This window comes from Brevundimonas sp. FV1ps31S (assembly GCF_058681265.1).
The window spans coordinates 2,049,191-2,072,882 of sequence record NZ_CM178735.1; the positions used below are offsets into that span (position 1 = coordinate 2,049,191).

A 23,692-nucleotide genomic window follows, 5' to 3' on the forward strand; every position below is an offset into this window, starting at 1 on the left:
GACCGGAAGCAGGACACCGGCCCGCCCGCCTGGGAGTGCGCTCTCCGGACTGACGGATCAGAGAGCCGTTACAGGATGGCCGATATTGGACCGGCCATCCTTGATACAGATCAGAAGAAGCCCAGTTTGTCGGGGCTGTAGCTGACCAGCAGGTTCTTGGTCTGCTGATAATGGTCCAGCATCATCCGGTGGTTCTCCCGCCCGATACCCGACTTCTTGTACCCGCCGAAGGCCGCATGCGCCGGGTACTGATGATAGCAGTTGGTCCAGACGCGGCCCGCCTGGATGGTCCGACCCGCCCGATAGGCGGTGTTCATGTCACGCGACCAAACCCCGGCGCCCAGGCCGTATTCGGTGTCATTGGCGATCTCCATGGCCTCTTCGAAGGTCTTGAAGGTGGTCACGGCCAGGACGGGACCGAAGATCTCCTCCTGGAAGATCCGCATGTCGTTGGTGCCCTTGAACACGGTCGGCTTGACGTAATAGCCGCCCGACAGGTCGTCCGGCAGCAGCGACTGCTCGCCGCCCGTCAGCACCTCAGCCCCCTCGTCCTTGCCGATCTGCAGATAGCTCAGGATCTTCTTCAACTGCGGTTCCGAAGCCTGGGCGCCGACCATGGTGGCCGGGTCCAGCGGATCGCCTTGGACGATGGCCTCTACCCGGGCGATGGCCTTGGCGATGAAGGCCTCATAGATGTCTTCGTGGATCAGGGCCCGGCTGGGGCAGGTGCAGACCTCGCCCTGGTTCAGGGCGAACATCGCAAACCCTTCCAGCGCCTTGTCCAGGAAGGCGTCGTCGGCGTCCATCACGTCCTTGAAGAAGATGTTCGGCGACTTGCCGCCCAGCTCCAGCGTCACAGGAATGATGTTCCGGGTCGCATACTCCATGATCTTCTGGCCCACAGCGGTCGAGCCCGTGAAGGCGATCTTGGCGATCCGGGGATTGGTGGCCAGTGGCTCGCCCACCTCGGCGCCCGTGCCCGACACGATGTTCAGCACGCCTGCGGGCAGCAGGTCCTGGATCAGTTCGATCAGCAGCAGAATCGACGCCGGCGTCTGTTCCGCCGGCTTCATGACGATACAGTTGCCCGCCGCCAGGGCCGGCGCGATCTTCCATGCCGCCATCAGGATGGGGAAGTTCCACGGGATGATCTGGCCGACGACACCCAGCGGCTCATGGAAATGATAGGCGACCGTGTCGTGGTCCAGCTCCGAAATCCCGCCTTCCTGGGCGCGGATACAGCCGGCGAAGTAGCGGAAATGGTCGATGGCCAGGGGGATGTCGGCGGCCAGGGTCTCGCGCACCGGCTTGCCGTTGTCCCAGGTCTCGGCCTCGGCGACGGCCTGGAGATTGGCTTCGATCCGATCGGCGATCTTGTTCAGGATGACGGCGCGCTGGGCCACGCTGGTCTTGCCCCAGGCGTCCTTGGCGGCGTGAGCGGCGTCCAGCGCCAGTTCGACGTCGGCCGCGTCCGAGCGTGCGACCTCGCACAGGACGCGGCCGTTCACCGGGGAGGTGTTCTCGAAATAACGGCCGTTGACCGGCGGGACCCACTGGCCGCCGATGTAGTTGTCATAGCGCGCCTTGAACTTGGGGGTCACGGCGCGCGCAAATTCGGGTTTGGTCATAAACACTCCTGGCTTTCCCTCGGGCGTCGCTTTTCGACGTCGTTGGGACCAGAAGTTCGGCTCGACCCAGCCGATCCGCCAGACAGGCTGTTCATGGTGCGACGCAAACCTGTCGCACACTTGCGACAGTTGGCTCAATGAGGTTCGCGTGAAAGGCCCAATCGGTGCAGCTTGCGGTGCAGGGTCGCACGACTGACCCCCAGGGCTCGCGCGGCTGCCGAGACATTGCCTCCGCTGCGCGCCAGGGCGCGACGCACCGCCCCGCGCTCGGCCTCCAGCAGTTCCGTCTCGACACAGCCCGCCCCCAGCACCTCGGACGCCGCCAGTTGAGCCGCAATCCGCTCGTCGGTGATGGACAGGGCCAGGCGGGCCGCACGGGTGGCGCCGATCACCAGATCGTCCCGGTCGACCGCCAGCAGGGCCGCCGTATTGCGTTCGACCGTCTCCCCGGCCAAGACGATCCGCGCCTGGGAAAAGGCCTGACGAAAGGTTTGGGCCTCAATGGCCCGTGCCGCGTCCGCCACGGCCGCCGCGATCAGCCCCAGCATTCCCTCTGTCGCATCGGCCCGGCAGGATGAGACATCCAGCAGACCGGCCAGCCGCCCCAGATGATCATGGATCGGATGGCTGGTACAGCTCAGGGCCGTGTTGCGCGTGTGAAAATGCTGGTCCCGATGGATGGTCAGGGGCCGGTGTTCCGCCAGGGCCGTGCCGATGCCGTTGGTGCCCTCGACCGCCTCGGACCATATGGCGCCGGGCCACAGCCCCCAGCGGCGAAAGATCTCGTCATCCACAGCCGCGCCACGACGCTCCACCGGCACCCCGTCGGCATTGGTCAGCAGAATGCAGCAGCCGGTGTCGCCGACGGCCAGGAACAGCCGATCCAGCACCCCTTGCGCCGCTCGCGTCATCGGCTCCATCGCCTGGCGCGCCTCGTGCAGTTGCGCCTCCGTAAGGGTTTGCGGACGGCCGACGTCCTCGGGATCCAGGCCATACAGCGACATGGACCGACGCCAGGAGGCGGCCAGGGCCGACCGCGCCGCCTCGGCGCTGTTGCCGAGCGCCTGTTTGATCAGGCTTTTGTGATGGTTTCCTGGTCGGTCGCCCATGGTGTCTCCCAAGGCTTGTTTCGCCGGATCAGACGCTTGCCGCACGGCAAGGTCAAGGCGACCCGCCTGAACCCTGCGAAACCTTCCCTAAGGTCCGGTTTTCATTGCGATAAGGTGATCGGTTCAGCCTTGTTTTGAACCGAAACCCGGATCACCCTGCTTCTCAACGGGTCGCTGTACCGACCCGAGCAAAGGAAACGACCATGAAGACCAAGATGATGCTGGCCGCCGCTGCCCTGGCGACCGCCCTCGCCTCTCCCGCCCTGGCAGCCGATCCGACCGGCCTGTGGCAGACCCCAACCAACGGCGGCCAGGTGCGGATCGCCCGCTGCGGTCAGGCGCTTTGCGGGACCCTGGTGAATTCGGACCATATCCGAACCGACCCCAACGCTCGTGACGAGCATAATCGCGACGCCGCCCAGCGGAACCGGACCCTACGCAACCTGCCCATGCTGACCGGCTTCACCGGCGGTCCAACCGAATGGCGCGACGGCTCGGTCTACAATCCGGCCGACGGCCGCACTTATCGCGGCACGATCACCATGACCAACGACAACAGCCTGCGTCTCCGCGGCTGCGTCGTCGCTCCCCTTTGCAAGACCCAGACCTGGACCCGCATTCAATAGTGGATTTCGAATAGAGGAAGAGGCCCGGTCGGACGATCCGACCGGGCCTCTTCATGTCCACGCTCTAGCGGTTCATACTTTAGCGATTGAGGGCGGCGCGCGCCGCCTCGGCATAGCGATGACCGGCGGCGGAGCCCTTGGGAAACACCCCTTCGATCCGCCCCAGGTCCTCCGGCGTCAGGATGATGTCGGCGGCCGCGGCATTCTGTTCCAGGGTCGGAATACGACGGGTGCCGGGGATAGGGACCAGATCCCCGCCCTGATGCAGCACCCAGGCCAGGGCCAATTGCGCGGCGGTGACGCCCTTGTCGGCGGCGATGGCCTTGATCGCCTCGACCAGATCCAGATTTTTCTGGAAATTCTCGCCCATGAAGCGGGGATTGCTGCGGCGGAAGTCGTCGGCCGCCAGATCGTCGATCGAGGTGATCTCCCCCGACAGGAAGCCTCGGCCCAGCGGGCTGTAGGGCACAAACCCGATGCCCAGTTCGCGCACGACCGAGAACAGCTCGTCCTCGGGCTCGCGGCTCCAGAGTGAATATTCGGTTTGAAGCGCCGTGATCGGGTGGGTCGCATGGGCCTTGCGCAGCGTCTCGGGCGCGGCTTCCGACAGGCCCAGGAAGCGGACCTTCCCCGCCGTGACCAGCTCGGCCATCGCGCCGACCGTCTCCTCGATCGGCGTGTCGGGATCGACGCGGTGCAGGTAATAGAGGTCGACATGGTCGACGCCCAGACGCTGCAGGCTGCCATCGATGGCGCGGCGGACATTGGCCGGGCTGCCGTCGGTCAGCAACTTGGAACGATCAGCGTTGTAGTTAATGCCGAATTTGGTGGCGATGAAGGCTCTGTCGCGTCGGTCCTTCAGCGCCTCGCCGACCAGACGCTCGTTGGTGTGGGGCCCGTACATCTCCGCGGTGTCGAACAGGCTGATCCCGAGATCGAGGGCCCGATGAATGACAGAAACGGACTGAGCCTCTTCCGACCCGCCGTAAAAGGCGCTCATGCCCATACAGCCCAAGCCTATGGCTGACACCTCGGGCCCGTTTGGACCCAGCTTGCGCGTCTTCATCTGCGCTCTCCTGTCGATGTGGGGGATCGGCGAGGGCGCCGACGGCCAGGAGATGGGCGCTCCGACGGCGGGTCGCAAGCCCGTCCGCCGCAGAGATGGTACCGCCTCTCAGGCTTGAACTGAGGACCTCCGGTTCCACAAACCGGCGCTCTAACCAACTGAGCTAAGGCGGCCCGCGCATCGCGAGGGGCGTTCTCTACCGGGCCTTCGGCAGGTGATCAAATGATTTCTGACCTTCCCGCGACAAAGAAAAGGCCCCGGCGGTTTCCCGTCGGGGCCTGATCCTTGATCTGGTGTCGCGGCTTAGCCGAGACGCCAGTTGATCGGGATGGTTGCACGCCCGACGACGGCTTGACCGTCGCGCATGGCGGGCTCGATCCGCATCGTCCGCACCGCTCGCAGAGCGGCCTGGCCGAACCCGGCGCCCGAGGGCGACTCACTCACGACCGAACAGTTGGTCAGCGAGCCGTTCGTCTCCACCTGGCACTCCAGGACGGTACGACCCGACTGTTCACGCTCCAGGGCGCGATCCGGATAGAACCGGGCCAGATCGGGTTGGCGCGTGATGCGCGGGTTCGAAATCACCGGGGGACGCGGCGGCGCCGGCGGAGCCGGAGGCGGCGGCGGTCCCGGGATATTCACCGGAGGCCCCTTGTACTCGACCCGTTCTTCCTTCGGCGTCGGCGTGATGTTCACCGGCGGCGGAGGAACGATGTTCGGCACCGGAGCCGGCACGCGGACCTGCAGCTTGGGCGGCGGGGGCGTGTCGGTCGGCGGAGGCGGCGGCGGCGGAGGCGGCGGAGGCGGCGGAACCGGCTCGACCAACTCGACCTCGACGGACTCGTCGACGTAGTTGAATTCCTTCAGCTTGAACTTCGACTGCTGCAGGAAGAAGATCAGCAGGGCGAACAGGATGGTGACGACCAGCAGGCAGACGATGAGCACAGGGTAGGAAACCCCCATGAACCCCTTCGTCTTGGGTACGTCGTAACGACTGCGATGATATGCGACGTCTGTCATTCTATCTCCGCGCTCTATTGGGTCGCCTGGTCTTCACCGACCAGTGCAACGCTGTAGAAGCCGTTATCCTGCAGGGCGTTCATGACCTGCATGAAGTCGCCGTAGCGAGTGTTTTGGTCGCCCCGAATGAAGATCCGCTCGTCAGCCGGGTTCCGGGAGCCGATTTGCTGCTGCAAATCATCTCCCAGCGAGCCGACGCTGGTCGGGAAATCGCCCACGAAGACGTCGCCGTCATTCTGGATCGAAATATAGACCGGCTTGGGCGGATTCGGGGCCGCCTTGGCGACAGCGATTGGCAACTCGACCGGCACCGACACGGAAGCGAGCGGGGCCGCGACCATGAAGATGATCAGCAGGACCAACATGATATCAACGAAAGGCGTGACGTTGATATCGCTGTTGGCCTCTACCTGGTTGCCAGCGCCGCCCGATTTAATCTTGGCGGCCATCCGTCTTACGCCCCCTTGTCGAGCTGACGCGAGATGCCGTTCAGCAGCTCAGCGGCGAAGCCGTCGGCGCGGGTGCCGTAGCCGGCGATGCGCGTGTTGAAGTAGTTGTAGAAGACGACGGCCGGGATAGCGGCGAACAGGCCGATACCGGTGGCCAGCAGGGCCTCAGCGATACCCGGAGCAACCACGGCCAGGTTGGTCGTGTTGGATTCCGCGATGCCGATGAAGGAGTTCATGATGCCGTACACGGTGCCGAACAGACCCACGAACGGGCCGATGGAGCCGACCGAGGCCAGGAACTGCTGACCGCCCGACAGGCGCTTGGCCAGACCGGATTGAACGGCGACGACGGCAGCCTGGGCGCGGCCCATGGCGTTGTCGAGATGTTCGCCGGTGACCGAAAGACCAGCCTGACGCGACATTTCGATTTCTTCGGTCGCCGCAGCGGCCATGTCGGCCAGCGGGTTGCCGTCGAACTCTTCTTGCGTCGCGACGGCGCGCATGTCGGCGATGGTGCGGGCGCCGCGGAAGTTCTCGAGGAAGGTGTCGGTCTTGCGGTTCAGCGAGCCGAACTCGAACAGCTTGATGAGCAGCAGGGTCCAGGACAGGATCGAAGCGAGCAGCAGGCCGGCCATGACGACCTTAACGACCAGGGTCGCTTCCATGAACATGGAGATGGGGGTGATGCCGCCGCCGTGAGCGCCGCCAACGGACTCGTTGACGGTTTCCGGGTTTGCCGCGTCGGCGGCGGGAGCCATCGCCGTCGGGGCTTCCGCAGGCGCGGCTGCCGGGGTCGGCTCGGCCGGGGCCTGGGCCAGAACCGGCGAGCTCGCCATCAGCACGGCGGCGCCGGCCATGGCGAGAATGATGTTCGTCTTTTTGCTGTTCAGCATAATTCGCCAGTTCCTGCTTGGTCTGACTCGTGGAACCAAAGGTGCGGCCGTGTCAAAGGGCCGCCCCCCAACCTGAAATGTTTCCTTCAACGCCCAATGTCCCATCAGGATCAATCGGTCGCTGAATTCTTGAGTGGAGACGCGTCCGGTCGCCCGTACCGCCTCCGATGTCCGAACCGTTGGAGAACGCGCCTCCTGAGAATCCGTCTGACGCCTTTGTGGGAGGGCGTCGCAACCCCTTTGGCGAACCCTTACCGGAGCGTCAAGGGACAAGAGCGGGATTTCCCCTAAGGCACGAAGATCAGTCAGATCGTGCCGCCCCCCGCCCTCGCGTCGCGGAAGCACGACATTTCCGTGATGAATTTGAAGCGGTTGGCGCAAGCTTGTTCGAAAGCGCCATCCCGCGCAGTTTTATGCTTCCGGGGGAACGTTTCTCGGATCATCCGTCCCCTGGCTCTGGTCGCGGCGCCATGACGCACGCGGCGACGGCCTTACGACTGGCTCCGAAACAGTGGATCGAGGGGTTTTTCGCAGCCAAATAAAAGATGGTGCCTGGAGGCGGGTTCGAACCACCGACACGCGGATTTTCAATCCGCTGCTCTACCAGCTGAGCTATCCAGGCGCCGACGCGGCGTCGCGAGAGGCGGGTCTATAGGCGAGGCTTTTCGGCCTGTCCAGCGTCGTTTCAGTCCTTTTCGCCATCATCTTCGGCGCCTTCGTCCAGCGCGGCCGGAATGGCGTAGGCGCCGGTGAACCAGCGCTGAAGATCAACCTCGGAACAGCGTCGCGAGCAGAAGGGCTTGTATTTGGGATCTGCGTCGGCCTTGCGGCAGATGGGGCATGTGCTCATCGATCCGGTCCTTCAATACGGCCGCACCCTCGCCGTACGTCAGCGTCAGCCCGCACCGAGGCGCGCGGCCCCATTCGGGCGGCCAGGGGGGCCAGAAAAGCCGCCTCGTCCGGCGCACAGCGCGCGACGACGCGTGGAGACCGCGTGTCGGACAACAGTCGCCGGCGCAGCGCACGCGCCAGGGCCAGCACCTCGGTCTGGACCGACCGCCTTCCGCCGCCCTCGAACAGAATCTCTTCGATCGGCCTCCGCCGCCACGGCAGCGACATCTGCAACAGGCCGAACCGGCTGATCGGGCCGAACACGGCCTGGGGTTCGTGGGCGAAGGCCGCGCGGGCCGCCTTGTCTCCAGCGGAGGCGTCCTCGGCGTCGCCGACCAGGTCAATGACGATCAGCCCGCCCCAGTTCCGCAGGCCGATCAGACGCGCGGCCTGGTTCAGCCCCTGGCGATTCGCCGCCGCACGCGCCTGTTTCGGATCACGCCCCGTCCCGGCCGTGTGATCGATGTCGACAGCGATCAGAGCGCGGGTGCGTTGGATGGCGAGGTCGATTCCGTGGGAGGTGAAGACATGACTGGGCGCCAGGGCCTCTTCCTCCGCCTCCGTGACCGCGTCGATGGCGGCGAGACCTGTGGTCAAGCCCCCGCCCCCGCCGAGGTCTCGCAGCTGGGCGGTGATGCTGGGCGCGGCCTCCAACAGGCGAGGCGCCCCCTCCCCCGGTCCGAGGCGGCGCAAGACGGCGCCCTTGCCGGCGCGCGGCTCGGCGATGACCGTCGCCTCCAGCCGCTCGCCCTGGGTCAAACGTTCGTTGCGGTGAAAGGGCAGAAAGGCCGGAACCCCGGCGCCCAGATCGATAAAGGCGCCGCGCAGACCGGGATTGATCTCCGCCACCCGGCCAACGGACCGAGCGCCCAGCCGATGCTGGGGCAGATCGCCGTCCCGATGGATCAGAAGATGGGTGTAGCGGCCGTCACGCAGGACCGCGCCTCGGGTCTCGCCGGGCGCCTCATCGAGAAAGGTCTCGACCTCGCCGCTCATGCCCGCCAACCGACGCCGTGCAACAACTGCACCGCCTCATAGAGGGGCAGGCCCATGACGGCGGGATGGCTGCCGACGATTCGCTGCACGAAGGCGCCCGCCGGCCCCTGGATGCCGTAGCCGCCCGCCTTGCCGCGCCAGTCGCCGGTGGCGACATAGGCGGCGATCTCATGGTCCGAGAGCGGCTTGAAGCTTACGCGGGTCTCATTGACCCGCGAGGAGAGTTTTCCGTCGCGCACGACAGCCACGCCGGTAAAGACCCGGTGATTGCGGCCGGACAGCAGTTTCAGGAAACGGGTCGCCTCCGCCTCATCGGCGGCCTTCTCAAGAAAACGCCGACCTACCGCGACCACGGTGTCGGCGGCGATCACCACGGCGTCGGGCCGCCGAGCGGCAACGGCCTGAGCCTTTGACGTCGCCAAGCGTTCGGCGAGACGTGTGGGCGTCTCGCCCTTCAGCGGCGTCTCGTCGATATCAGCGGGATCGATATGGTCGGGCGTGATCCCGACCTGCGCCAGCAACTCAATGCGGCGCGGGCTGGCCGAGGCCAGCACCAGCTCAGGCCGGCTCATACGAGCCGCCCCTTACTTGAAGCGATAGGTGATGCGACCCTTGGTCAGGTCGTAGGGGGTCATTTCCACCAGAACCTTGTCGCCGGCCAGCACGCGGATGCGGTTCTTGCGCATCTTGCCCGCCGTGTGGGCGATGATCTCGTGGTCGTTCTCGAGCGTCACGCGGAAGGTGGCGTTCGGCAGCAGTTCGCTGACGGTGCCGGGAAACTCGAGCAGTTCTTCCTTAGCCATGCGGCCTCTCGCGCCCGTTGAATATGCGTTCGACCCCACGCCGGGCGGGCGCGAGGGGCGGAATGGAGGGGCCTAATGCCCGAAAATGCAGAGATAGTCGAGGTCAGCCGCGACGGTAGAGGGCGCAGAGCAGCGTAAACAGTCGCCGCGCCGTCTCGTGATCGACGACGATCTTGCCGTCCAGACGCGTCTTCAGCTGCTCAGCGCCCTCATTGTGTAGGCCGCGCCGGCCCATGTCGACCGATTCGATCTGGCTGGGAGACGAGCCGCGGAGCGCCTCGTAATAGCTGTCGCAGATCAGCAGATAGTCCTTCAGCACGCTCTTCAGCGGCGTCAGACTGATGGCGTAGGTCCGGGTGAAGTCCTCGCCGTCGATGTCGAACACCAGCCGATTGTCCTGGAGCGACAGCTTCAGTCTATAGGAGCCGCCTTCCGCCCCCACGGGCTCGAAACTGTTCTTCTCGACAAGGTCGAAGATAGCGACGCGACGCTCATGCTCGATCTCGGCCGTCGCCGCCGGCAGGGTGACCGTGTCCAGCTCGACCGAGGCCAGCCTGTGGGCGCCGCTCATGCCGCATTCCCTTCATCCAGTTCAGGGGCGTCCAGGTGGGTCGGTGCGACCCGCGCCGGCCACCGCTCGGAGATATCGGTGACTACGGCGTCCAGGCATTCGACGTCGATCCGCAGATCGCCGCCGCCCGCGAACATCAGGATCACCCGTCCGCCCGGCGCCTCCGCCGGCAGAAAATCCAGCGCGAGCAGCTCCAGCGAGGCATCGGGACTACGCGACAGACGCCGGCTCTTGACCGCCATGACGTCGCCGAACTGCATGGCGCACATCACCCGTGTCCCGCCGCATTCCCAGCAGAAGCGGCTGAAGGCGATGGTCAGGGTGCGCGCCTGTTTCTCCCAGACGATGTCCACGGGCCGCAGGATGGCGTCCTGAAGCGCCGCCGAGATGATCTGCAGATCGTCGGCGTCCTCCGCCAGCAGGCGCAGCGGCTCGACCGGCGCCTTGGGTTCGGGGATGACGCGGTCGACCTCAGTGCTCATCAGCCCATCCCATCGTCTTGACCCTTGATCCGTCGGATATCCGCGCCACAGGCGCCGAGCTTCTCTTCCAAACGCTCGAAACCGCGATCCAGATGATAGACGCGTCCGACCGTCGTCTCGCCCTGGGCGACCAGTCCGGCGATGACCAGGCACATGGAGGCCCGAAGGTCGGTGGCCATCACCTGGGCACCGTGCAGCACCTCCACCCCATGCACCTGAGCCTCGCCCGCATGGACCGAGATCTCTGCCCCCAGACGCGCCAGCTCCGGCACATGCATGAACCGGTTCTCGAAAATGGTCTCGCGCACCGTGCTGACGCCGTCGGCCGTTGTCATCAGAGCCATGAACTGGGCCTGCAGATCGGTGGCGAAGCCGGGATAGATGGCGGTTTCGATATCCACCGCCTGCAACCGGATCTTGGGATCGCGCTTGATCAGCACGCCGTCGGCGGTCGGCGTCACTTCCACGCCGGCTTCGATCATCTTGTCCGTCAGGGCGCCGATCAGCTCGGCCCGCGCCTTGGTCAGCCGCACCTCGCCGCCCGCCATGGCGGCGGCGACGGCGTAGGAGCCCATTTCGATGCGGTCGGGAATCACCGACCAGGTCGTGCCGCTCAGCGACGAGACCCCGGTGATGGTCAGGACGTCGGTGTCGATCCCATCGATCTTCGCCCCCATCGCCGTCAGGCAGCGGGCCAGATCGCCGATCTCGGGTTCGCGCGCGGCGCGACGCAGAACCGTTGTCCCCTGGGCCAGCACGGCCGCCAGCAGGGCGTGTTCGGTGGCGCCGACCGAAACGAACGGAAACTCGATCTCGGCGCCCTTCAGACCGGACGGCGCCTTGGCGGTGACATAGCCCTCTTCCAGCTCGATCTCGGCGCCGAGGGCCGTCAGGGCTTGAAGATGCAAGTCCACCGGGCGTGCGCCGATGGTGCAACCGCCGGGCAACGACACCTTGGCCTCGCCGGTGCGGGCCAGCAGCGGCCCCAGCACGTTGAACGAGGCCCGCATTTGCCGGACCAGATCATAGGGGGCGAAGGTCGAACTCAGGGTCCGGGCGTGGAACAGGCTCTCCTGCCCCTCCGCGCCGTCGCGCTCGGTCACCTCGACGCCGAACTGGCGCAGCAGTTGCCCCAGGAACCGCGTGTCCGCCAGGCGCGGCATATTGGTCAGCAACAGGGGCTGATCCGTCAGGATCGAGGCGGCCATCAGTTTGATGGCGGAGTTCTTGGCGCCGCTGACGGGAATGTCCCCGAAAAGCTGGGCGCCGCCCTGAATGGCGATACTGTCCATGACGTCCTTGAAGCGCGCCCGAAGGAAACGCCTCGGGGGGATGGTTCTCTAGCAAGTCAGAGCGCGCTTGCCAAAGGGCGGAGCGGGCGCGGGCCGATGACTTTCAGTTGCTGTCTTTAGGCGTCGGCGGGGTGCGGGCCGGCGCCTTGCGGCGCTTAAGGTTGGCGCGCAAGGCGGAAGCCAACCGGATCGCCCGCTCAGCCCTGGCCCGCTCCACCTCCGACGGCGTGTTCGATTCGGCAGAGGGCGCAGCGACGGGCGCGGCAGTCGGGGTATCGGCGTCATGCGGGGGGCGAGTCATGACCGTAGAATGCCGTGATCAGGGGCCATGTCCAAACTTTCTTTCAGATCGTCAAAAAACCGCTTCCCTCCCCGGAAGCCTCTGGCTATACGGCCGCTTCCTCAGTCGGGGCCGCCGTAGCTCAGTGGTAGAGCGCATCCTTGGTAAGGCTGAGGTCGTGGGTTCGATTCCCCCCGGCGGCACCATCTGAGACTGAAAAGGCCCGGCGAAAGCCGGGCCTTTTGCATAGGCGCAGGTGATCGTCCTTTGGATGGAGGGGCGATGGCCCCGATCTTAAGGGCGCCAGGCGCCATTTGGACATGTGCCAGGTGACCACGCCCCTCAGTCGTAGGTCGACGCCCCGGGCCGATATGGATCCCGTTCGTCCGTATCCTTGTCCTTGGTCCAACTGAGCCCCATCGACAGCGACTTGCTGCTGGCGTCGACGCCGTATCCCCGGCCGCTCCAGCCGCCGTAGGGCGAATGAAGGCCTGGCCCGCGCAAGCCGTAGCCGCCGCCATAACCATACCCCCACGGCTGGTTGCGGCCCTCGCGATAGGACAAATCCAGCCGCCCGTTCTCGCCGATCGGCATGGAGACTGCGGCGGCGTAGCTGCGATAGCCCCCGGTGCCCACCCCCGCCTCGACCATCCCATGAACCTGACGATCATCAACAGGGCCGGCGTCGGTCGGCTCCTGGAAGCTGGCGCCGGGGGTGCGGCTGTCGATCCAGTGCTGGATCTGCTGTTCAGTGGTTAGGCCGTGGGGCGCGGCGTCCTGGGCCGTGGGTGCGGCGGCCACAGCCTCGGGCGCAGCGGCCAGGGCGTCCGCCAGGCTGGGAGCGTTGGTGGGCGCGGTCGCGACAACGCCGTCGGGGTCGCTCCCCGACGCCATCAGCGCCATACCGGCCAAGAATCCTGCGATCATCATGCGCCGTCTCCTTCCAGATCATCCTAGCACGGCGAATAAGGCCAAGGTCAGGCGTTTCCGTCCCCCCGCTGCAACGGGTCCGGCAGGGGCTCGCCCGTCGCAACAAAGCTGAGCGCCACGGAGTTGATGCAGTAGCGGTTTCCCGTCGGCGGCGGGCCGTCGGGGAAGACGTGGCCCTGGTGGCTGCCGCAGCGGGCGCACTGGGTCTCGATCCGGACCATGCCGTAGCTGGTGTCGCGGACTTCGTGGACATGGGTCGGATCAACCGGCTCGGTGAAGCTGGGCCAACCGGTGCCGCTCTCAAACTTCGTTCCGCTCTTGAACAGAGGCAGTCCGCATTCGCGGCAGCAGAAGACCCCGGCCCGCTTCTCACCCAGCAAGGTTCCGCAGAAGGGCGCCTCCGTGCCGTGAGACAGGAGGACGCGCCTTTCCTCAGGATTCAGATCGGCTTCCAGCCGAGCGCGTTCGGCCTCGTCAGGCGGGGTGAGGTCATAGCCAGATGGCGAGCGCTTGGTTTCGGTGTTTGGGGCGAGATCGGTCATTAGCCTCAAATAAGACGGGGCGGGCCGAGGTTCCACCCCTGCCCGCCCCTTGATGCGCCCGTCGCGGCTCGTCTTACTGGAACAACGTGCCGACCCAGGCGCGGACCGCCGTCTCATCGGTCGGATTGCCGGCGTAGGTCAGGCCCTGGGCCGGGGCGAAGGGTGCGTCATTCCCCCGCTCGCGTGTCATCCAGGCCTTGTGGCCATAGCTGAGGTCCGCATAGTTCGACGGCAGGCGCAGCACGGTCGGTTCAACGAAGATCGAGTCTTCGGCCGTGACGGATCCGGCGAGACGCACGTTCGGCAGGCGAGTCAGCAGGTCCAGCGTATCCAGGCAGCCGCTGGTGCAACCGCCATCGACCAGGACGATCACCGGCCCGGCGACCGGATTGGGCGCACCCGTGTCCGGCACCGAGGGACGGCCGGGCATCGAGAAGGTCTCCTGGCCGGCGGCAAGGGCCGAATCGAAGGCGGCGACAATGGCCTGGGTCTGTTCGATCACCGCGCTCGATTCTGCGACGAAGCGCGGATCGGCCTGCATCCGCGCCAAGGTATCGACGAACCACTGGCGATTAGCCGGGGTGGCTCGATAGGTGATCGAACCCGCCTCCGGCTGGCGGCTGACGGTGAACTCGGGGGTCCAGATGTGGTTGGCAAGTACGTAGCCGCGTCCCGTGGCGTTAAGCGATGCGCCGTTGGCGCCGCGCAGATCGATGACGAAGCCCTGCGGACCCCGGATGGCGTCCAGCTGGGCGTCGACCGCGGCGAAGAAGGCGGCGAAATCAGCCTGGTCCTCTAGAGTGTGGACATGCAGCCAAGGGCGGCCGTTGACGGTCTCGATCGCCAGCGGGGTGGCGCTGGGCGTATAGACAGTGGCACGGTAGGCGGCTTCCAGTGCAGCGGGGTCCGCCGGCTGGCCTTGGAGCTGATACTCCTTGGTGCGACGGCCGTTCTGGAAGTTGCACAGCGGCGGCATTCCACCCGCAAATGGATTATTGCGGTTCCACAGCAGATAGGGCGCAGTGCGGACGCGGCCCGCCTCGGTCGTCAAGTCCCCTTCCCAGCGGTCCAGGCGTTCGGCGGCCAGATCCTCGGCGCTCTTGCCCAGGCAGTCGATCAGCACCGAGCCGACCGGCGGCGCATTGCGGACGCCCGGCTTCACATAGGCGACGACATATTTGCCGTCGCGCCAGGCGGTGGTCACGCCCGACCAGCCGGTGGCGAAGAAGGGGCCCAGACCTTCATAGGTCGGGCGGACCGAGATATTCGAATCGCGGAAGCCGTTGGCGTAATAGCGCAGCAGATAGGCGTGGCTGTCGCCGCTGTTGACGCGGCCGACCTTGGACCGGGCGTCGGCCAGGCCAGCGTCGATCCACTGGCGGAAGGCGTCACCGGGCGCGCCGGGCACGACGGCGGCGGGATGGTTGGCGGCCAGGACGTCGTGGACCGTCTGCAGATCCTGTTGCGCCAGAGCGCGGAAGTCCTGGGCCGAGGCGGCGCCCGCGGCCAGGGTCAGGGACAGGACGGCGGCCGAGGCGGCGATCAAGCGGTTCATGGAGACTCCGGGGCTCGGGCTGGGAAGCTTAGGGTGCGGCCGTTAAACCTTAAGCGAACCCTGCTTGCCAAGCCCCACGCGAGGGGAAGTCGGACTGCCCGCGGTTTTTCTGCCTCGCTCTTCCCGCTAGAGCGGCGCCGTCTGCGGCTTTGTGTCGCCGAATATCCGGTGAAAACTGCTCCTCAGCGCCGCGTCAGCCTCGTCCATGGTCGCCAGTACGCCCAGGTCGACCAGACTGGTGACGCCATGCTCCTGGATGCCGCACGGCACGATGCCGCCGAAATGATCCAGATCTGGCTCCACGTTCAGGCTGACACCGTGGAAACTGACCCATTTGCGCACCTTGACGCCGATCGCGGCGATCTTGTCCTCACGCGCCCAACCCGCGCCCCTGCGCTCGACCCAGACGCCGACCCGGCCCTCGCGCACGCCGGCCGTCACCCCGAACTCGCCCAATCCGCCGATCAGCCATTGCTCCAGCCCCCGCACGAAGGCGCGCACATCCCGGCCCCGCCGGTTCAGGTCCAGCATGACATAGGCCACGCGCTGCCCTGGCCCATGATAGGTGAATTGCCCGCCTCGCCCCGTTCGGTGCACGGGGAACCGCCCAGCGTCCAGCAAGTCCTCGTCCCGCGCCGAAACCCCTGCGGTATAGAGAGGGGGGTGCTCCAGAAGCCACACCATCTCGTCCGCCTCTCCCGCCGCCATGGCGGCGACGCGGGCCTCCATGAAGGCTTCGGCGGCGGCGTAGTCGACATGGCGTGACGACACGACCCATTCGACGGGGCGATCGTCCTCGCGGCGCAGCTTTTGAAGGTCAGGACTTAACGGCTCGGCAAGCATACGGCTTCAATGTGCAGCTCGAGGCGTTTCCGCAAGGGGACGACCTCAAGTGAACGAGAGCACCCGTGTCCCAGATCAACGCCGTCAACGTCGAAATTTCCGTAGTGCTGGGCCGTATGGTGCTGCCGATGTCCCAACTGCTGAAGATGGGACGCGGCGCGGTGATTCCGCTGGACGCCTCCGAAGGCGACGAGGTCTGGATCCTGGCGAACAATCATCCGGTCGCCCGCGGCGAGATCGAGATTCGCGATGACCGCATCGCCATCACCGTCACCCGCCCCGCCGACGTCTATGACTTCATGGCCGGCGCGGCCTGAGGCGGGAACAGCCGAGACGCATAAAGCGCGACGCGATGGAAAAGAGAGCCTTTCCTTTTCCGGCGGCTTCGTCTATTCGCCGCCGCTCCGATGCGAGCGGTCGTGGCGGAATTGGTAGACGCGCAGCGTTGAGGTCGCTGTGGGGCAACCCGTGGAAGTTCGAGTCTTCTCGACCGCACCATCTGGCTAAACAGGGCGATTCATCGGCTAACTACGGCTGGACATACCAAGGGAGGCGACAACGTGAGCAACACGGACTCCGCCTTCGCTCCAGCCGAAGCGCCTGATACCGAAGACCACGCCGCCCTGGACGCGGACTATGTCCTCACCCCTCAATTCGTCGAGAAAGTCGTGGACGCCGCCGACGCCGGCGACGGAATGCGGCTGCGGTCGCTGCTGGAAGACCTTCACCCGGCCGACGTCGCCGACCTGATGGGCTTCATCACGGCCGAGGTCCGCGCCGTGGTCGTGCTGTGGCTGCCGCCGGAATTGCTGGCCGAGACCCTGCCCGAACTGGACGACGGAATTCGGGAAGAGGTTCTGGAACGGGTGCCGCACGGCGCCCTGGCCGAAGCCCTGCAGGAACTGGACTCCGACGACGCCGCCGCCGTCGTCGAGGACCTCGAGGAGGGCCAGCGTGAACGCGTCCTCGCCGCCATGCCCGATGTCGACCGCGCCGCGATCGAAAACAGCCTGGGCTACGATGAGGAGTCCGCCGGCCGGCTGATGCAGCGCGAGGTTATGGCCGCCCCGCTATTCTGGAGCGTGGGCGACACCATCGACCACATCCGCAAGCAAGGCGACGATCTGCCCGAGCTTTTCTTCGACATCTATGTGGTCGACCCTCTGAATCGCCCGGTGGGCGGCGTGCCGATCAGCAGCCTGCTCCGGGCGCCGCGCAGCGTCGCCCTCAGCGACCTGATGGAGCCGATCAACGAGATCACCGTCGATCAGGACCAGGAAGAAGTCGCGTATATCTTCGAGAAATACCACCTGATCTCGGCGCCGGTCGTGGACGCGGCAAGCCGGCTGGTCGGTCAGATCACCGTCGACGACATCGTCAACATCATCCAGGAAGAGAACCGCGAGGACATCCTGCGTCTGGCCGGTGTCGCCGACGAGGACCGCGGGTCATCCGTGTCCGAGATCGTGCGCGGCCGTGTCCCCTGGCTGGCGATCAACCTGGCGACGGCGGCGCTGGGCGCCAGCGTCATCGGCCTGTTCGAGGGCACGATCCAGCAGATCGTCGCCCTGGCGGTGCTGATGCCGATCGTCTCGGCCATCGGGGGCAATGCCGGCACCCAGGCCCTGACCGTCACAGTGCGCGCCCTCGCGACGCGCGAACTGAATTCGGCCAATGCGATGCGGACCTTCCTGCGGGAACTGGCGGTGGGCGTCGCCAACGGCATGGTGCTTGCCCCTCTGATCGGCGTCGCAGCAGGCTTCTGGTTCCGTGACGAAGATTGGAGGATCGGCCTCGTCATAGGCGCGGCCATGATCCTGAACCTGCTGGTGGCCGCCTGTATCGGGGTGCTGACGCCCCTGACGCTGTCGAAGCTGAAGTTCGACCCGGCCGTATCGTCGGCCGTTTTCGTCACCGCGACGACGGATTTTTTCGGATTCCTGATTTTCCTCGGCCTCGCGACGATGGTTCTGTTGTAGAAATCTGGCCCCATGCTTGCTGAGACGGCGCCATGGCTTCGGCCGCCGTCTCGCTTTGGGGCAACACCTTTGTCTGACACGACCAAACCCGCCAAGATCTCTCGCGAAGGGGTCATTCTGATCAAGAGCTTCGAGGGTTTCCGCCCTCGAGCCATTCAGCGCGCCGATGGCCGTTGGACCATCGGTTATGGCCATACCAAGTCAGCGCGCGAAGGATTGACGGTGTCGGAGAGCGACGCCGAACTCCTGTTGCAATACGACCTGATTCCCGTGGCGGAGGCGGTCAGAACGATCCAGGTTCCGCTGAACCAGCATCAGTTCGACGCCCTGTCCAGCTTCGCCTTTTCGGTCGGCGTCGATCGGTTCAAGACGTCCGACGTCCTGGCGCGACTGAACGCCGGCGCGCCACTCGAGGCCGCCAACGCCCTGACCACATGGGTGGATGATCCGGACATCGTCACTCCGCCGCGCCGCCGCGCCGCCGAGCGCGCGCTGTTCGTGGCGGATCCCGACGCGCCAGCGTCGCTGGCCGATCTGCTGGCCGCGCCCCTGCCCCCGCCCACGGCCATTTTGGTCGAAGCCGCCGGATCGATCGAGCCGTCGGAGCAGACGGAGGCTGTCGACGCACCTGCGGCGGCCCCCTTCCCGGCTCTGCCGCCGTCCTCTGATTCGAACTCCGAAACCCAGCCGCAGAGCTCGCCTCCGCCTCCTGCCGTCGCAGCAACGTCCATGACGCGCGAGGCGGCCGTCGCCGCCCTGCTCGGCGAAGGCTTGGCCGGCGCGGCGGACGAAGCCTCCGAAACGGCGTCCGACCTGACGCCGGACCTGCAGCCCACGTCGGAAGATTCTAGCGGCAATCACGGTCCTCCCGTCGCCGCTCCGCTTGACGAAATCTCGACAGGCACGCCTTCGCCGATCGAGGCGCCCACACCGGCCGCCGCATCGACCTTCTATTCTCCCTACGCGGTTCGCGCCCTGGGACCGCTGGTGGGGTTCGGCCTTCGGCCCGTGAAGGCCGAATCCGTTACGCCGGCTCTCCCCTCCGACGAAGCCGAGGAAACGCCGCTCGCCGATCTATCCAACGATTCCGTGGCGCAGGAGCCAGCGGCCGAACAACTGACGCCTGCCGAGGAAGCCGCCTCCCCGGACAGCCTGCTCGACCCGGCCGCTGTCGAGGCGGAATCGGTCGAGACGACCCCTCCTACGAACTCATTCCAGCAAGAGGCTGAACCGGAACTTCAGACCGCCGCGCCGCCGTCCGAGCCGATGGTGGTTCCGGTGTTCGCTCCCACCGCCCCTGTTCCTGTCCTTCAAACGCCTCCAGCGCACCTGACTCTGACAGGCGCGCCCGAACATCAAACCCAGCGGCCGGAGGACCGGCTGGTCTGGCCCGAGCACAATGCGTCGTCGCATCCGGACCAGGCGCCCCTGTTCGAGCCGGAAGGCGGCTCGGTGGACGACGCCGCGGTCGAGTTGGGCCAGGAGACGGACGTCACCGTCCCGTCCGGATTCAAATGGAGCGAGACCCTGACCTTCCTGGCAATGGGCATCATCGGCCTGCTCTCGTTCGGCGCCTCGATGGCAGCCTTCAGACAGGCGTCCGCGTCGAACGGAGAACCGGCCCTGATTGGTTGGGTCCTGGCCGTCATCGCCCTCGCCTGCGTCGGCGCATCTGCTTACAACCTTTATCGACGCTGGGGCCGAGTCGACCAAGCCTAAGACTGTTTTGCGAAAGAGGATGCACGATGGTAACTCCTGACGCATGAGCATTCCCTTCGCGCCCCAGTCCATGGAATTCGGCCTCGGCGAAAACGCAGACGCCATCCGCGACACGACCGCCCGCTGGGCGGCCGACCGCCTCGCCCCCCTCGCAGCCGAGATCGACGAAAAGAACGAATTCAGGCGCGAACTCTGGCCCGAGATGGGCGAGTTGGGCCTGCATGGAATCACGGTTGAGGAAGAGTTCGGGGGCCTGGGCCTCGGCTACCTCGAACACGTCGTGGCGATGGAAGAGGTGTCGCGCGCTTCGGCCTCGATCGGCCTCAGCTACGGGGCTCACTCCAACCTGTGCGTCAACCAGATCCGTCGCTGGGGCACGCCCGAGCAGAAACAGAAATACCTGCCCAAGCTGATCAGCGGAGAACACGTCGGATCCCTCGCCATGTCCGAGGCCGGCTCGGGATCGGACGTCATGTCGATGCGCGCCCGCGCGGATAAAAAGGGCGATCGCTACGTCCTGAACGGGACCAAGTTCTGGATCACCAACGCCCCCCACGCCGACACCCTGGTCGTCTACGCCAAGACCGATCCCGACGCAGGATCAAAGGGCTGCACCGCCTTCCTGATCGAAAAGGGCATGAAGGGCTTCAGCGTCTCCAAGAAGCTGGACAAGATGGGCATGCGGGGATCCGACACCGCCGAACTGGTGTTCGAGGACTGCGAGGTCCCCGAGGAGAACATCATGGGGCCCCTGGGCGGCGGCGCAGGCGTGCTGATGAGCGGCCTGGACTATGAGCGTGCAGTCCTGGCTGCCGGCCCGTTGGGCATTATGCAGGCGGCGCTTGACGTCGTCCTGCCCTACGTCCGCGACCGCAAACAGTTCGGTAAGCCGATCGGCAGCTTCCAGCTGATGCAGGCTAAGGTCGCCGACATGTACGTCGCCCTGAACAGCGCCCGGGCCTATGTCTATTCGGTCGCCCGCGCCTGCGACGCCGGCCTGACCACCCGCTACGACGCCGCCGGCGCCATTCTGCTGGCGTCAGAGAACGCGGTGAAGGTCACTCTGGAAGCGGTTCAGGCCCTGGGCGGCGCAGGCTACACCAAGGAATGGCCGGTCGAACGCCTGGTCCGCGACGCCAAGCTCTATGACATCGGCGCCGGCACCAATGAGATCCGCCGCTTCCTGATCGGTCGGGAACTGCTGGGCGGCTGACGGCTTCTTCCGGGCGGAAGGAGACATCCGATGCCCGCAAAATCTGCAGCCCAGCAAAAGGCCGCCGGCGCCGCCTTGTCGGCCAAACGCGGCGACACGCCCAAGTCAGAACTGAAGGGCGCGTCCAAGTCGATGGTCGAGTCGATGACCGAAAAACAGCTCGAGGACTTCGCCCACACCAAACGGAAGGGCAAACCCGAACACGCGGCGAAGAAATAATCGCCTCCGATGCGATTATTCGGCTTTGTTGCCGTTCGGTAAGTGGCGGTGAAACCTGTGTGCGCCTAAATGGCGAAACTCCTCCCCCCGAGCTCCGCCCCTGATGCCCGCCCACGACAAGCCGAACGACGACCTGCGGCTCTTCTCGGACGTGATCGAGGAGCTTGGCGAAGGCGACGATCCCAAGCTGAAGCTCGAAGAACTGGTCGCGGCCTTCGGCGAGCGCGGCTTCGGGGCCATGATCCTGATCCTGTCCATGCTGGCCCTGCTGCCTTGGCCGCCGGGCGGCAAGGCGGTGTTCGCTGTACCTATCATCCTGATGTCGCTGGAACTGGCCTTTCAGCGCAGTTCGATCTGGCTCCCGCGGTGGGCCCTACGCACCTCCATCAGTCGCGCGGCCTATCGTGCGGGGGTCTCGCGGATCATGAAGGCGGTGCGGTATGTCGAGAACCTGACCCAGCCGCGCATTCCGTTTCTGACGGGCGAGGTCGCAGATACGGTCACAGGCCTGGTCTGCGTGATACTGGCTCTGATCATGGCCCTGCCCATCCCGTTCGGAGACGCCCTGCCCGGCATCGCCCTGGTCTTCTTCGCCCTCGGCATGATGCAGAGGGACGGCGTCGCCATTCTTCTGGGCGCGCTCGCCACCGCCGCCTGCGCCCTCTACCTGTTCCTGATCTGGCGCACGGTGTTCGAGGTGGCACATCACGCCGCCGGCTGGTTCGCACAGATTCTCCATTGAACGACAAAAGGGCCGCCGCGTCGCCGCGACGGCCCTTCATTGTCTGACCGCGAACGGCCGGACCGCAACTCAGCCCGAAAGGATCAGGCCAGGCCTCCGACGAGGACCAGGGTCGCGGCCACCGCACGCGATTGATGACAATGAGACACTGGATCACCTCCTTTCGACTGTTCAACAGGGATTCGAAAGGTAAGACGTCTCAAGGCCTTGCAGCAACAGGCTTCTCGATTTCGTGAACTGGACCTGTTTTTCAGGCCGCCTGCTGGGCGCCGCCAGACAGGCCCTGCATCATCATCCTGTTGATATCGATGAGATCCTGAAACGTTTCCTCCCCGCGCATGATCGCCGAGGAGTGCCGGCCCACGAAAAGGCTCAGCGAAATGATCTGCGCCCGCAGGGGCGCAGGAAGAACATTCGTCGGCTCGCTGCAATCGGTAGCCAACGTCGTCCAGAGACGACGATTCCAGTCGAGCGCGTCTATGCGCGTCGCCATGTCGCGATCATCGGCCAGCGAAGCCTGAACAAGCGCGCGGGTCACCTGGCCAAACAACCTGTATTCAAGGTCGCGCGGCGTTTCAGCCCGCGACGTCGCCGCTTTGTACGCCTGAAGCGACATTCAGCACCTTTTCTTCGTACTCGACAATCTTCCGGGCGGCCATCAGGGCCTTGTAGTATTCCCGCGCCAACACATGCCGCGACGCCGAAACGCATTCGGTGAGAATGGCGGGGTTCTTGGTCGCCCCCATGAATTCGGAGATCCGCAGCGCCAATTCGTCGTAGAATTTTCCTGCGGAGGCTTCGTCGAGATACATCATCATGATCGGGAAATAGATCCGTCGGGCGGGAGTGACGACTTCCTCCGCCTGCATGATGTCCTTCTCGCGCAGCACGCTCGCGCGGTTCTGAAGAATCAGCACCCCGCGACGGTCGCCGTTCTGGACCACCGCGCCGTTCAACACGAACTTTTCGCCGGGTTTCAACGACAGCTTCAAGGCCATGGACGACCGAACTCCCACGGGCGGACCCATCAAACATGGACCACCGCAATGAATAGCCTCTTAAGCCAAGAGGGTTAATCATCTCTTGTCCGGCGTACAGGCTGGAACACGTGGTCCGGCGCGACGTTTCCTGTGTGCACAGGAGGCGACCATGCCGAACAATGATTATCAGGACGATCAGGAACAGTCGGAAACCTTCGACGAAACCCATATCGACGACGAAGGCGAAGGCGACATCCTGCTGGACGAAGCCGACCAGGTTTTGGACCTGACCCAGGCCGATGGGGACGCCGACGAGGATGAGTTCGATGAGGACGACATCGACCTGGACGATCAGCTTGCCTTGGACGGCGTCGAACGAGAGGCTGACGCCCTCCTTGGCCTTGACGGCGAGACCCTCAGCCAGTCGGACGCGGACAGCAACGGCTCCCGCTCTGAAGACGAGATCGAACTTGTCTATTCGGGCTTGATGGAAAACGAGCGCGGCGCCCAGGCCAGCGCGGCCCACTGGGAAGCGCGTAGGCTCGATGACGACGATATCGAGCAGCTCGGATACGCGCCAGACGCAGACGCAGACAAGACCGCAATCTAAGAAGGACAACGAATGACCGACAACCACGCCAAGACCGACGCATCGACAGACGCTCCGTTCGCCAAGAAGATCCAGGCCGAAGAAGGCAAGCCGGATCAACTGAAGGACAAGGTCAAGGACGGGGTCTCCCGCGAGGAAGCCCTGGTCGATGAAGGTCTGGAAGAAACCTTCCCCGCCAGCGATCCGGTGTCCGCCAAACACATCACCTGATCGCTGTTCATATCTCTACCGATCGGCTAACCCGCTTCGTGACA

General features: G+C 65.4%; 28 protein-coding genes and 4 tRNA genes. 11 read left to right on the top strand and 21 right to left on the bottom strand.

The window, feature by feature from the left end:
- Positions 1-110 precede the first annotated feature (110 nt).
- On the bottom strand, positions 111-1,628 hold the full coding sequence (gene exaC / locus ACVPT3_RS09615) for an acetaldehyde dehydrogenase ExaC (RefSeq protein WP_492040694.1): 1,518 nt from the start codon (positions 1,626-1,628) through the stop codon (positions 111-113).
- Positions 1,629-1,762: 134 nt separating this feature from the next.
- The gene (locus ACVPT3_RS09620) at positions 1,763-2,737 is read right to left on the bottom strand and encodes a GAF domain-containing protein (RefSeq protein ID WP_492040695.1); all 975 of its coding nucleotides are present in this window, start codon (positions 2,735-2,737) and stop codon (positions 1,763-1,765) included.
- Positions 2,738-2,940: 203 nt separating this feature from the next.
- On the opposite strand from ACVPT3_RS09620, the gene ACVPT3_RS09625 reads away from it, so the two are divergent.
- Positions 2,941-3,363 (top strand): DUF2147 domain-containing protein, encoded by a 423-nt coding sequence (locus ACVPT3_RS09625; RefSeq protein WP_492040696.1) that lies wholly within the window; start codon positions 2,941-2,943, stop codon positions 3,361-3,363.
- A gap of 79 nt (positions 3,364-3,442) precedes the next feature.
- Here the strand turns inward: ACVPT3_RS09625 and ACVPT3_RS09630 are convergent, their stop codons facing one another.
- From ACVPT3_RS09630 to murA, 13 genes are all read right to left on the bottom strand, one after another.
- Positions 3,443-4,429: an aldo/keto reductase gene (locus tag ACVPT3_RS09630; protein WP_492040697.1), complete on the bottom strand. Its 987-nt coding sequence runs from the start codon at positions 4,427-4,429 to the stop codon at positions 3,443-3,445.
- A 96-nt stretch (positions 4,430-4,525) separates the two neighbouring features.
- A tRNA-His gene (locus ACVPT3_RS09635) sits at positions 4,526-4,602 on the bottom strand.
- A 130-nt stretch (positions 4,603-4,732) separates the two neighbouring features.
- Positions 4,733-5,449, bottom strand: coding sequence for an energy transducer TonB (locus ACVPT3_RS09640; protein ID WP_492040698.1), 717 nt, complete (start codon positions 5,447-5,449; stop codon positions 4,733-4,735).
- Positions 5,450-5,463: 14 nt separating this feature from the next.
- Positions 5,464-5,898 carry a biopolymer transporter ExbD gene (locus ACVPT3_RS09645; protein WP_492040699.1) on the bottom strand — a complete coding sequence of 145 codons (435 nt, stop codon included), beginning with the start codon at positions 5,896-5,898 and terminating at the stop codon, positions 5,464-5,466.
- 5 nt (positions 5,899-5,903) lie between these two features.
- Positions 5,904-6,791 carry a MotA/TolQ/ExbB proton channel family protein gene (locus ACVPT3_RS09650; RefSeq protein ID WP_492040700.1) on the bottom strand — a complete coding sequence of 296 codons (888 nt, stop codon included), beginning with the start codon at positions 6,789-6,791 and terminating at the stop codon, positions 5,904-5,906.
- 546 nt (positions 6,792-7,337) lie between these two features.
- A tRNA-Phe gene (locus ACVPT3_RS09655) sits at positions 7,338-7,413 on the bottom strand.
- A 63-nt stretch (positions 7,414-7,476) separates the two neighbouring features.
- Entirely contained in the window at positions 7,477-7,641 is a 165-nt protein-coding gene (locus ACVPT3_RS09660) for a DNA gyrase inhibitor YacG (RefSeq protein WP_492040701.1), read from the bottom strand.
- Entirely contained in the window at positions 7,638-8,678 is a 1,041-nt protein-coding gene (locus tag ACVPT3_RS09665) for a ribonuclease E/G (protein ID WP_492040702.1), read from the bottom strand. The genes ACVPT3_RS09660 and ACVPT3_RS09665 overlap by 4 nt, the downstream gene beginning before the upstream one ends.
- Positions 8,675-9,250 carry a Maf family protein gene (locus ACVPT3_RS09670; protein WP_492040703.1) on the bottom strand — a complete coding sequence of 192 codons (576 nt, stop codon included), beginning with the start codon at positions 9,248-9,250 and terminating at the stop codon, positions 8,675-8,677. The genes ACVPT3_RS09665 and ACVPT3_RS09670 overlap by 4 nt, the downstream gene beginning before the upstream one ends.
- 12 nt (positions 9,251-9,262) lie before the next feature.
- On the bottom strand, positions 9,263-9,481 hold the full coding sequence (gene infA / locus ACVPT3_RS09675) for a translation initiation factor IF-1 (RefSeq protein WP_008261544.1): 219 nt from the start codon (positions 9,479-9,481) through the stop codon (positions 9,263-9,265).
- Between the two features lie 103 nt (positions 9,482-9,584).
- Positions 9,585-10,052 carry a UPF0262 family protein gene (locus tag ACVPT3_RS09680; protein WP_492040704.1) on the bottom strand — a complete coding sequence of 156 codons (468 nt, stop codon included), beginning with the start codon at positions 10,050-10,052 and terminating at the stop codon, positions 9,585-9,587.
- Positions 10,049-10,534, bottom strand: a complete 486-nt coding sequence (locus tag ACVPT3_RS09685; protein WP_492040705.1) for a DUF2948 family protein — start codon at positions 10,532-10,534, stop codon at positions 10,049-10,051. Before ACVPT3_RS09685 ends, ACVPT3_RS09680 begins: the two co-directional genes overlap by 4 nt.
- Positions 10,534-11,826 carry a UDP-N-acetylglucosamine 1-carboxyvinyltransferase gene (gene murA, locus ACVPT3_RS09690; protein WP_492040706.1) on the bottom strand — a complete coding sequence of 431 codons (1,293 nt, stop codon included), beginning with the start codon at positions 11,824-11,826 and terminating at the stop codon, positions 10,534-10,536. Before murA ends, ACVPT3_RS09685 begins: the two co-directional genes overlap by 1 nt.
- Positions 11,827-12,237: 411 nt before the next feature.
- On the opposite strand from murA, the gene ACVPT3_RS09695 reads away from it, so the two are divergent.
- Positions 12,238-12,312: transfer RNA gene (locus tag ACVPT3_RS09695), tRNA-Thr, on the top strand.
- 136 nt (positions 12,313-12,448) lie between these two features.
- On the opposite strand, the gene ACVPT3_RS09700 is transcribed toward ACVPT3_RS09695, so the two are convergent.
- From ACVPT3_RS09700 to lipB, 4 genes are all read right to left on the bottom strand, one after another.
- Positions 12,449-13,036: a hypothetical protein gene (locus ACVPT3_RS09700; RefSeq protein ID WP_492040707.1), complete on the bottom strand. Its 588-nt coding sequence runs from the start codon at positions 13,034-13,036 to the stop codon at positions 12,449-12,451.
- Positions 13,037-13,083: 47 nt separating this feature from the next.
- Positions 13,084-13,578: a peptide-methionine (R)-S-oxide reductase MsrB gene (gene msrB / locus ACVPT3_RS09705; RefSeq protein ID WP_492040708.1), complete on the bottom strand. Its 495-nt coding sequence runs from the start codon at positions 13,576-13,578 to the stop codon at positions 13,084-13,086.
- 73 nt (positions 13,579-13,651) lie between these two features.
- Positions 13,652-15,133 carry a hypothetical protein gene (locus ACVPT3_RS09710; RefSeq protein ID WP_492040709.1) on the bottom strand — a complete coding sequence of 494 codons (1,482 nt, stop codon included), beginning with the start codon at positions 15,131-15,133 and terminating at the stop codon, positions 13,652-13,654.
- Between the two features lie 126 nt (positions 15,134-15,259).
- On the bottom strand, positions 15,260-15,976 hold the full coding sequence (gene lipB, locus ACVPT3_RS09715; RefSeq protein ID WP_492040710.1) for a lipoyl(octanoyl) transferase LipB: 717 nt from the start codon (positions 15,974-15,976) through the stop codon (positions 15,260-15,262).
- A gap of 65 nt (positions 15,977-16,041) precedes the next feature.
- Here lipB and ACVPT3_RS09720 point away from each other — a divergent pair, with 65 nt between their 5' ends.
- The 7 genes from ACVPT3_RS09720 (at position 16,042) to ACVPT3_RS09750 (ending at position 21,848) form a co-directional block, all read left to right on the top strand.
- Positions 16,042-16,293, top strand: coding sequence for a FliM/FliN family flagellar motor switch protein (locus ACVPT3_RS09720; RefSeq protein WP_183217073.1), 252 nt, complete (start codon positions 16,042-16,044; stop codon positions 16,291-16,293).
- A gap of 96 nt (positions 16,294-16,389) precedes the next feature.
- Positions 16,390-16,474: transfer RNA gene (locus ACVPT3_RS09725), tRNA-Leu, on the top strand.
- Between the two features lie 62 nt (positions 16,475-16,536).
- Positions 16,537-17,955, top strand: coding sequence for a magnesium transporter (gene mgtE / locus ACVPT3_RS09730; RefSeq protein WP_492040711.1), 1,419 nt, complete (start codon positions 16,537-16,539; stop codon positions 17,953-17,955).
- Positions 17,956-18,024: 69 nt separating this feature from the next.
- Positions 18,025-19,674: a lysozyme gene (locus ACVPT3_RS09735; RefSeq protein WP_492040712.1), complete on the top strand. Its 1,650-nt coding sequence runs from the start codon at positions 18,025-18,027 to the stop codon at positions 19,672-19,674.
- A gap of 43 nt (positions 19,675-19,717) precedes the next feature.
- The gene (locus tag ACVPT3_RS09740) at positions 19,718-20,887 is read left to right on the top strand and encodes an isovaleryl-CoA dehydrogenase (RefSeq protein WP_492040713.1); all 1,170 of its coding nucleotides are present in this window, start codon (positions 19,718-19,720) and stop codon (positions 20,885-20,887) included.
- A gap of 30 nt (positions 20,888-20,917) precedes the next feature.
- Entirely contained in the window at positions 20,918-21,106 is a 189-nt protein-coding gene (locus ACVPT3_RS09745) for a DUF3008 family protein (RefSeq protein ID WP_035305524.1), read from the top strand.
- Positions 21,107-21,209: 103 nt separating this feature from the next.
- Positions 21,210-21,848, top strand: a complete 639-nt coding sequence (locus tag ACVPT3_RS09750) for an exopolysaccharide biosynthesis protein (RefSeq protein WP_492040714.1) — start codon at positions 21,210-21,212, stop codon at positions 21,846-21,848.
- 250 nt (positions 21,849-22,098) lie between these two features.
- Here the strand turns inward: ACVPT3_RS09750 and flaF are convergent, their stop codons facing one another.
- Positions 22,099-22,464 carry a flagellar biosynthesis regulator FlaF gene (flaF, locus tag ACVPT3_RS09755; RefSeq protein WP_492040715.1) on the bottom strand — a complete coding sequence of 122 codons (366 nt, stop codon included), beginning with the start codon at positions 22,462-22,464 and terminating at the stop codon, positions 22,099-22,101.
- A complete protein-coding gene (flbT, locus tag ACVPT3_RS09760) occupies positions 22,424-22,846 on the bottom strand; it encodes a flagellar biosynthesis repressor FlbT (RefSeq protein ID WP_492040716.1) in 423 nt (140 codons plus the stop codon). Before flbT ends, flaF begins: the two co-directional genes overlap by 41 nt.
- Before the next feature lie 151 nt (positions 22,847-22,997).
- Here flbT and ACVPT3_RS09765 point away from each other — a divergent pair, with 151 nt between their 5' ends.
- Together ACVPT3_RS09765 and ACVPT3_RS09770 are read left to right on the top strand one after the other, a co-directional pair.
- Positions 22,998-23,438, top strand: coding sequence for a hypothetical protein (locus tag ACVPT3_RS09765; protein WP_492040717.1), 441 nt, complete (start codon positions 22,998-23,000; stop codon positions 23,436-23,438).
- A gap of 12 nt (positions 23,439-23,450) precedes the next feature.
- Positions 23,451-23,648 carry a hypothetical protein gene (locus tag ACVPT3_RS09770; RefSeq protein ID WP_492040718.1) on the top strand — a complete coding sequence of 66 codons (198 nt, stop codon included), beginning with the start codon at positions 23,451-23,453 and terminating at the stop codon, positions 23,646-23,648.
- Positions 23,649-23,692: the final 44 nt, after the last annotated feature.

What these genes read in the sequence shown, in the direction of transcription:
- ACVPT3_RS09710 (WP_492040709.1), bottom strand. Translation starts at nt 15,133, where the DNA reads ATGAACCGCTTGATCGCCGCCTCGGCCGCCGTCCTGTCCCTGACCCTG.
- lipB (WP_492040710.1), bottom strand. Translation starts at nt 15,976, where the DNA reads ATGCTTGCCGAGCCGTTAAGTCCTGACCTTCAAAAGCTGCGCCGCGAG.
- ACVPT3_RS09650 (WP_492040700.1), bottom strand. Translation starts at nt 6,791, where the DNA reads ATGCTGAACAGCAAAAAGACGAACATCATTCTCGCCATGGCCGGCGCC.
- ACVPT3_RS09660 (WP_492040701.1), bottom strand. Translation starts at nt 7,641, where the DNA reads ATGAGCACATGCCCCATCTGCCGCAAGGCCGACGCAGATCCCAAATAC.
- infA (WP_008261544.1), bottom strand. Translation starts at nt 9,481, where the DNA reads ATGGCTAAGGAAGAACTGCTCGAGTTTCCCGGCACCGTCAGCGAACTG.
- ACVPT3_RS09620 (WP_492040695.1), bottom strand. Translation starts at nt 2,737, where the DNA reads ATGGGCGACCGACCAGGAAACCATCACAAAAGCCTGATCAAACAGGCG.
- ACVPT3_RS09645 (WP_492040699.1), bottom strand. Translation starts at nt 5,898, where the DNA reads ATGGCCGCCAAGATTAAATCGGGCGGCGCTGGCAACCAGGTAGAGGCC.
- msrB (WP_492040708.1), bottom strand. Translation starts at nt 13,578, where the DNA reads ATGACCGATCTCGCCCCAAACACCGAAACCAAGCGCTCGCCATCTGGC.
- ACVPT3_RS09770 (WP_492040718.1), top strand. Translation starts at nt 23,451, where the DNA reads ATGACCGACAACCACGCCAAGACCGACGCATCGACAGACGCTCCGTTC.
- flaF (WP_492040715.1), bottom strand. Translation starts at nt 22,464, where the DNA reads ATGTCGCTTCAGGCGTACAAAGCGGCGACGTCGCGGGCTGAAACGCCG.
- ACVPT3_RS09740 (WP_492040713.1), top strand. Translation starts at nt 19,718, where the DNA reads ATGAGCATTCCCTTCGCGCCCCAGTCCATGGAATTCGGCCTCGGCGAA.
- ACVPT3_RS09640 (WP_492040698.1), bottom strand. Translation starts at nt 5,449, where the DNA reads ATGACAGACGTCGCATATCATCGCAGTCGTTACGACGTACCCAAGACG.
- ACVPT3_RS09750 (WP_492040714.1), top strand. Translation starts at nt 21,210, where the DNA reads ATGCCCGCCCACGACAAGCCGAACGACGACCTGCGGCTCTTCTCGGAC.
- exaC (WP_492040694.1), bottom strand. Translation starts at nt 1,628, where the DNA reads ATGACCAAACCCGAATTTGCGCGCGCCGTGACCCCCAAGTTCAAGGCG.
- ACVPT3_RS09700 (WP_492040707.1), bottom strand. Translation starts at nt 13,036, where the DNA reads ATGATGATCGCAGGATTCTTGGCCGGTATGGCGCTGATGGCGTCGGGG.
- flbT (WP_492040716.1), bottom strand. Translation starts at nt 22,846, where the DNA reads ATGGCCTTGAAGCTGTCGTTGAAACCCGGCGAAAAGTTCGTGTTGAAC.
- murA (WP_492040706.1), bottom strand. Translation starts at nt 11,826, where the DNA reads ATGGACAGTATCGCCATTCAGGGCGGCGCCCAGCTTTTCGGGGACATT.
- ACVPT3_RS09630 (WP_492040697.1), bottom strand. Translation starts at nt 4,429, where the DNA reads ATGAAGACGCGCAAGCTGGGTCCAAACGGGCCCGAGGTGTCAGCCATA.
- ACVPT3_RS09665 (WP_492040702.1), bottom strand. Translation starts at nt 8,678, where the DNA reads ATGAGCGGCGAGGTCGAGACCTTTCTCGATGAGGCGCCCGGCGAGACC.
- ACVPT3_RS09745 (WP_035305524.1), top strand. Translation starts at nt 20,918, where the DNA reads ATGCCCGCAAAATCTGCAGCCCAGCAAAAGGCCGCCGGCGCCGCCTTG.
- ACVPT3_RS09680 (WP_492040704.1), bottom strand. Translation starts at nt 10,052, where the DNA reads ATGAGCGGCGCCCACAGGCTGGCCTCGGTCGAGCTGGACACGGTCACC.
- ACVPT3_RS09625 (WP_492040696.1), top strand. Translation starts at nt 2,941, where the DNA reads ATGAAGACCAAGATGATGCTGGCCGCCGCTGCCCTGGCGACCGCCCTC.
- ACVPT3_RS09765 (WP_492040717.1), top strand. Translation starts at nt 22,998, where the DNA reads ATGCCGAACAATGATTATCAGGACGATCAGGAACAGTCGGAAACCTTC.
- ACVPT3_RS09685 (WP_492040705.1), bottom strand. Translation starts at nt 10,534, where the DNA reads ATGAGCACTGAGGTCGACCGCGTCATCCCCGAACCCAAGGCGCCGGTC.
- ACVPT3_RS09670 (WP_492040703.1), bottom strand. Translation starts at nt 9,250, where the DNA reads ATGAGCCGGCCTGAGCTGGTGCTGGCCTCGGCCAGCCCGCGCCGCATT.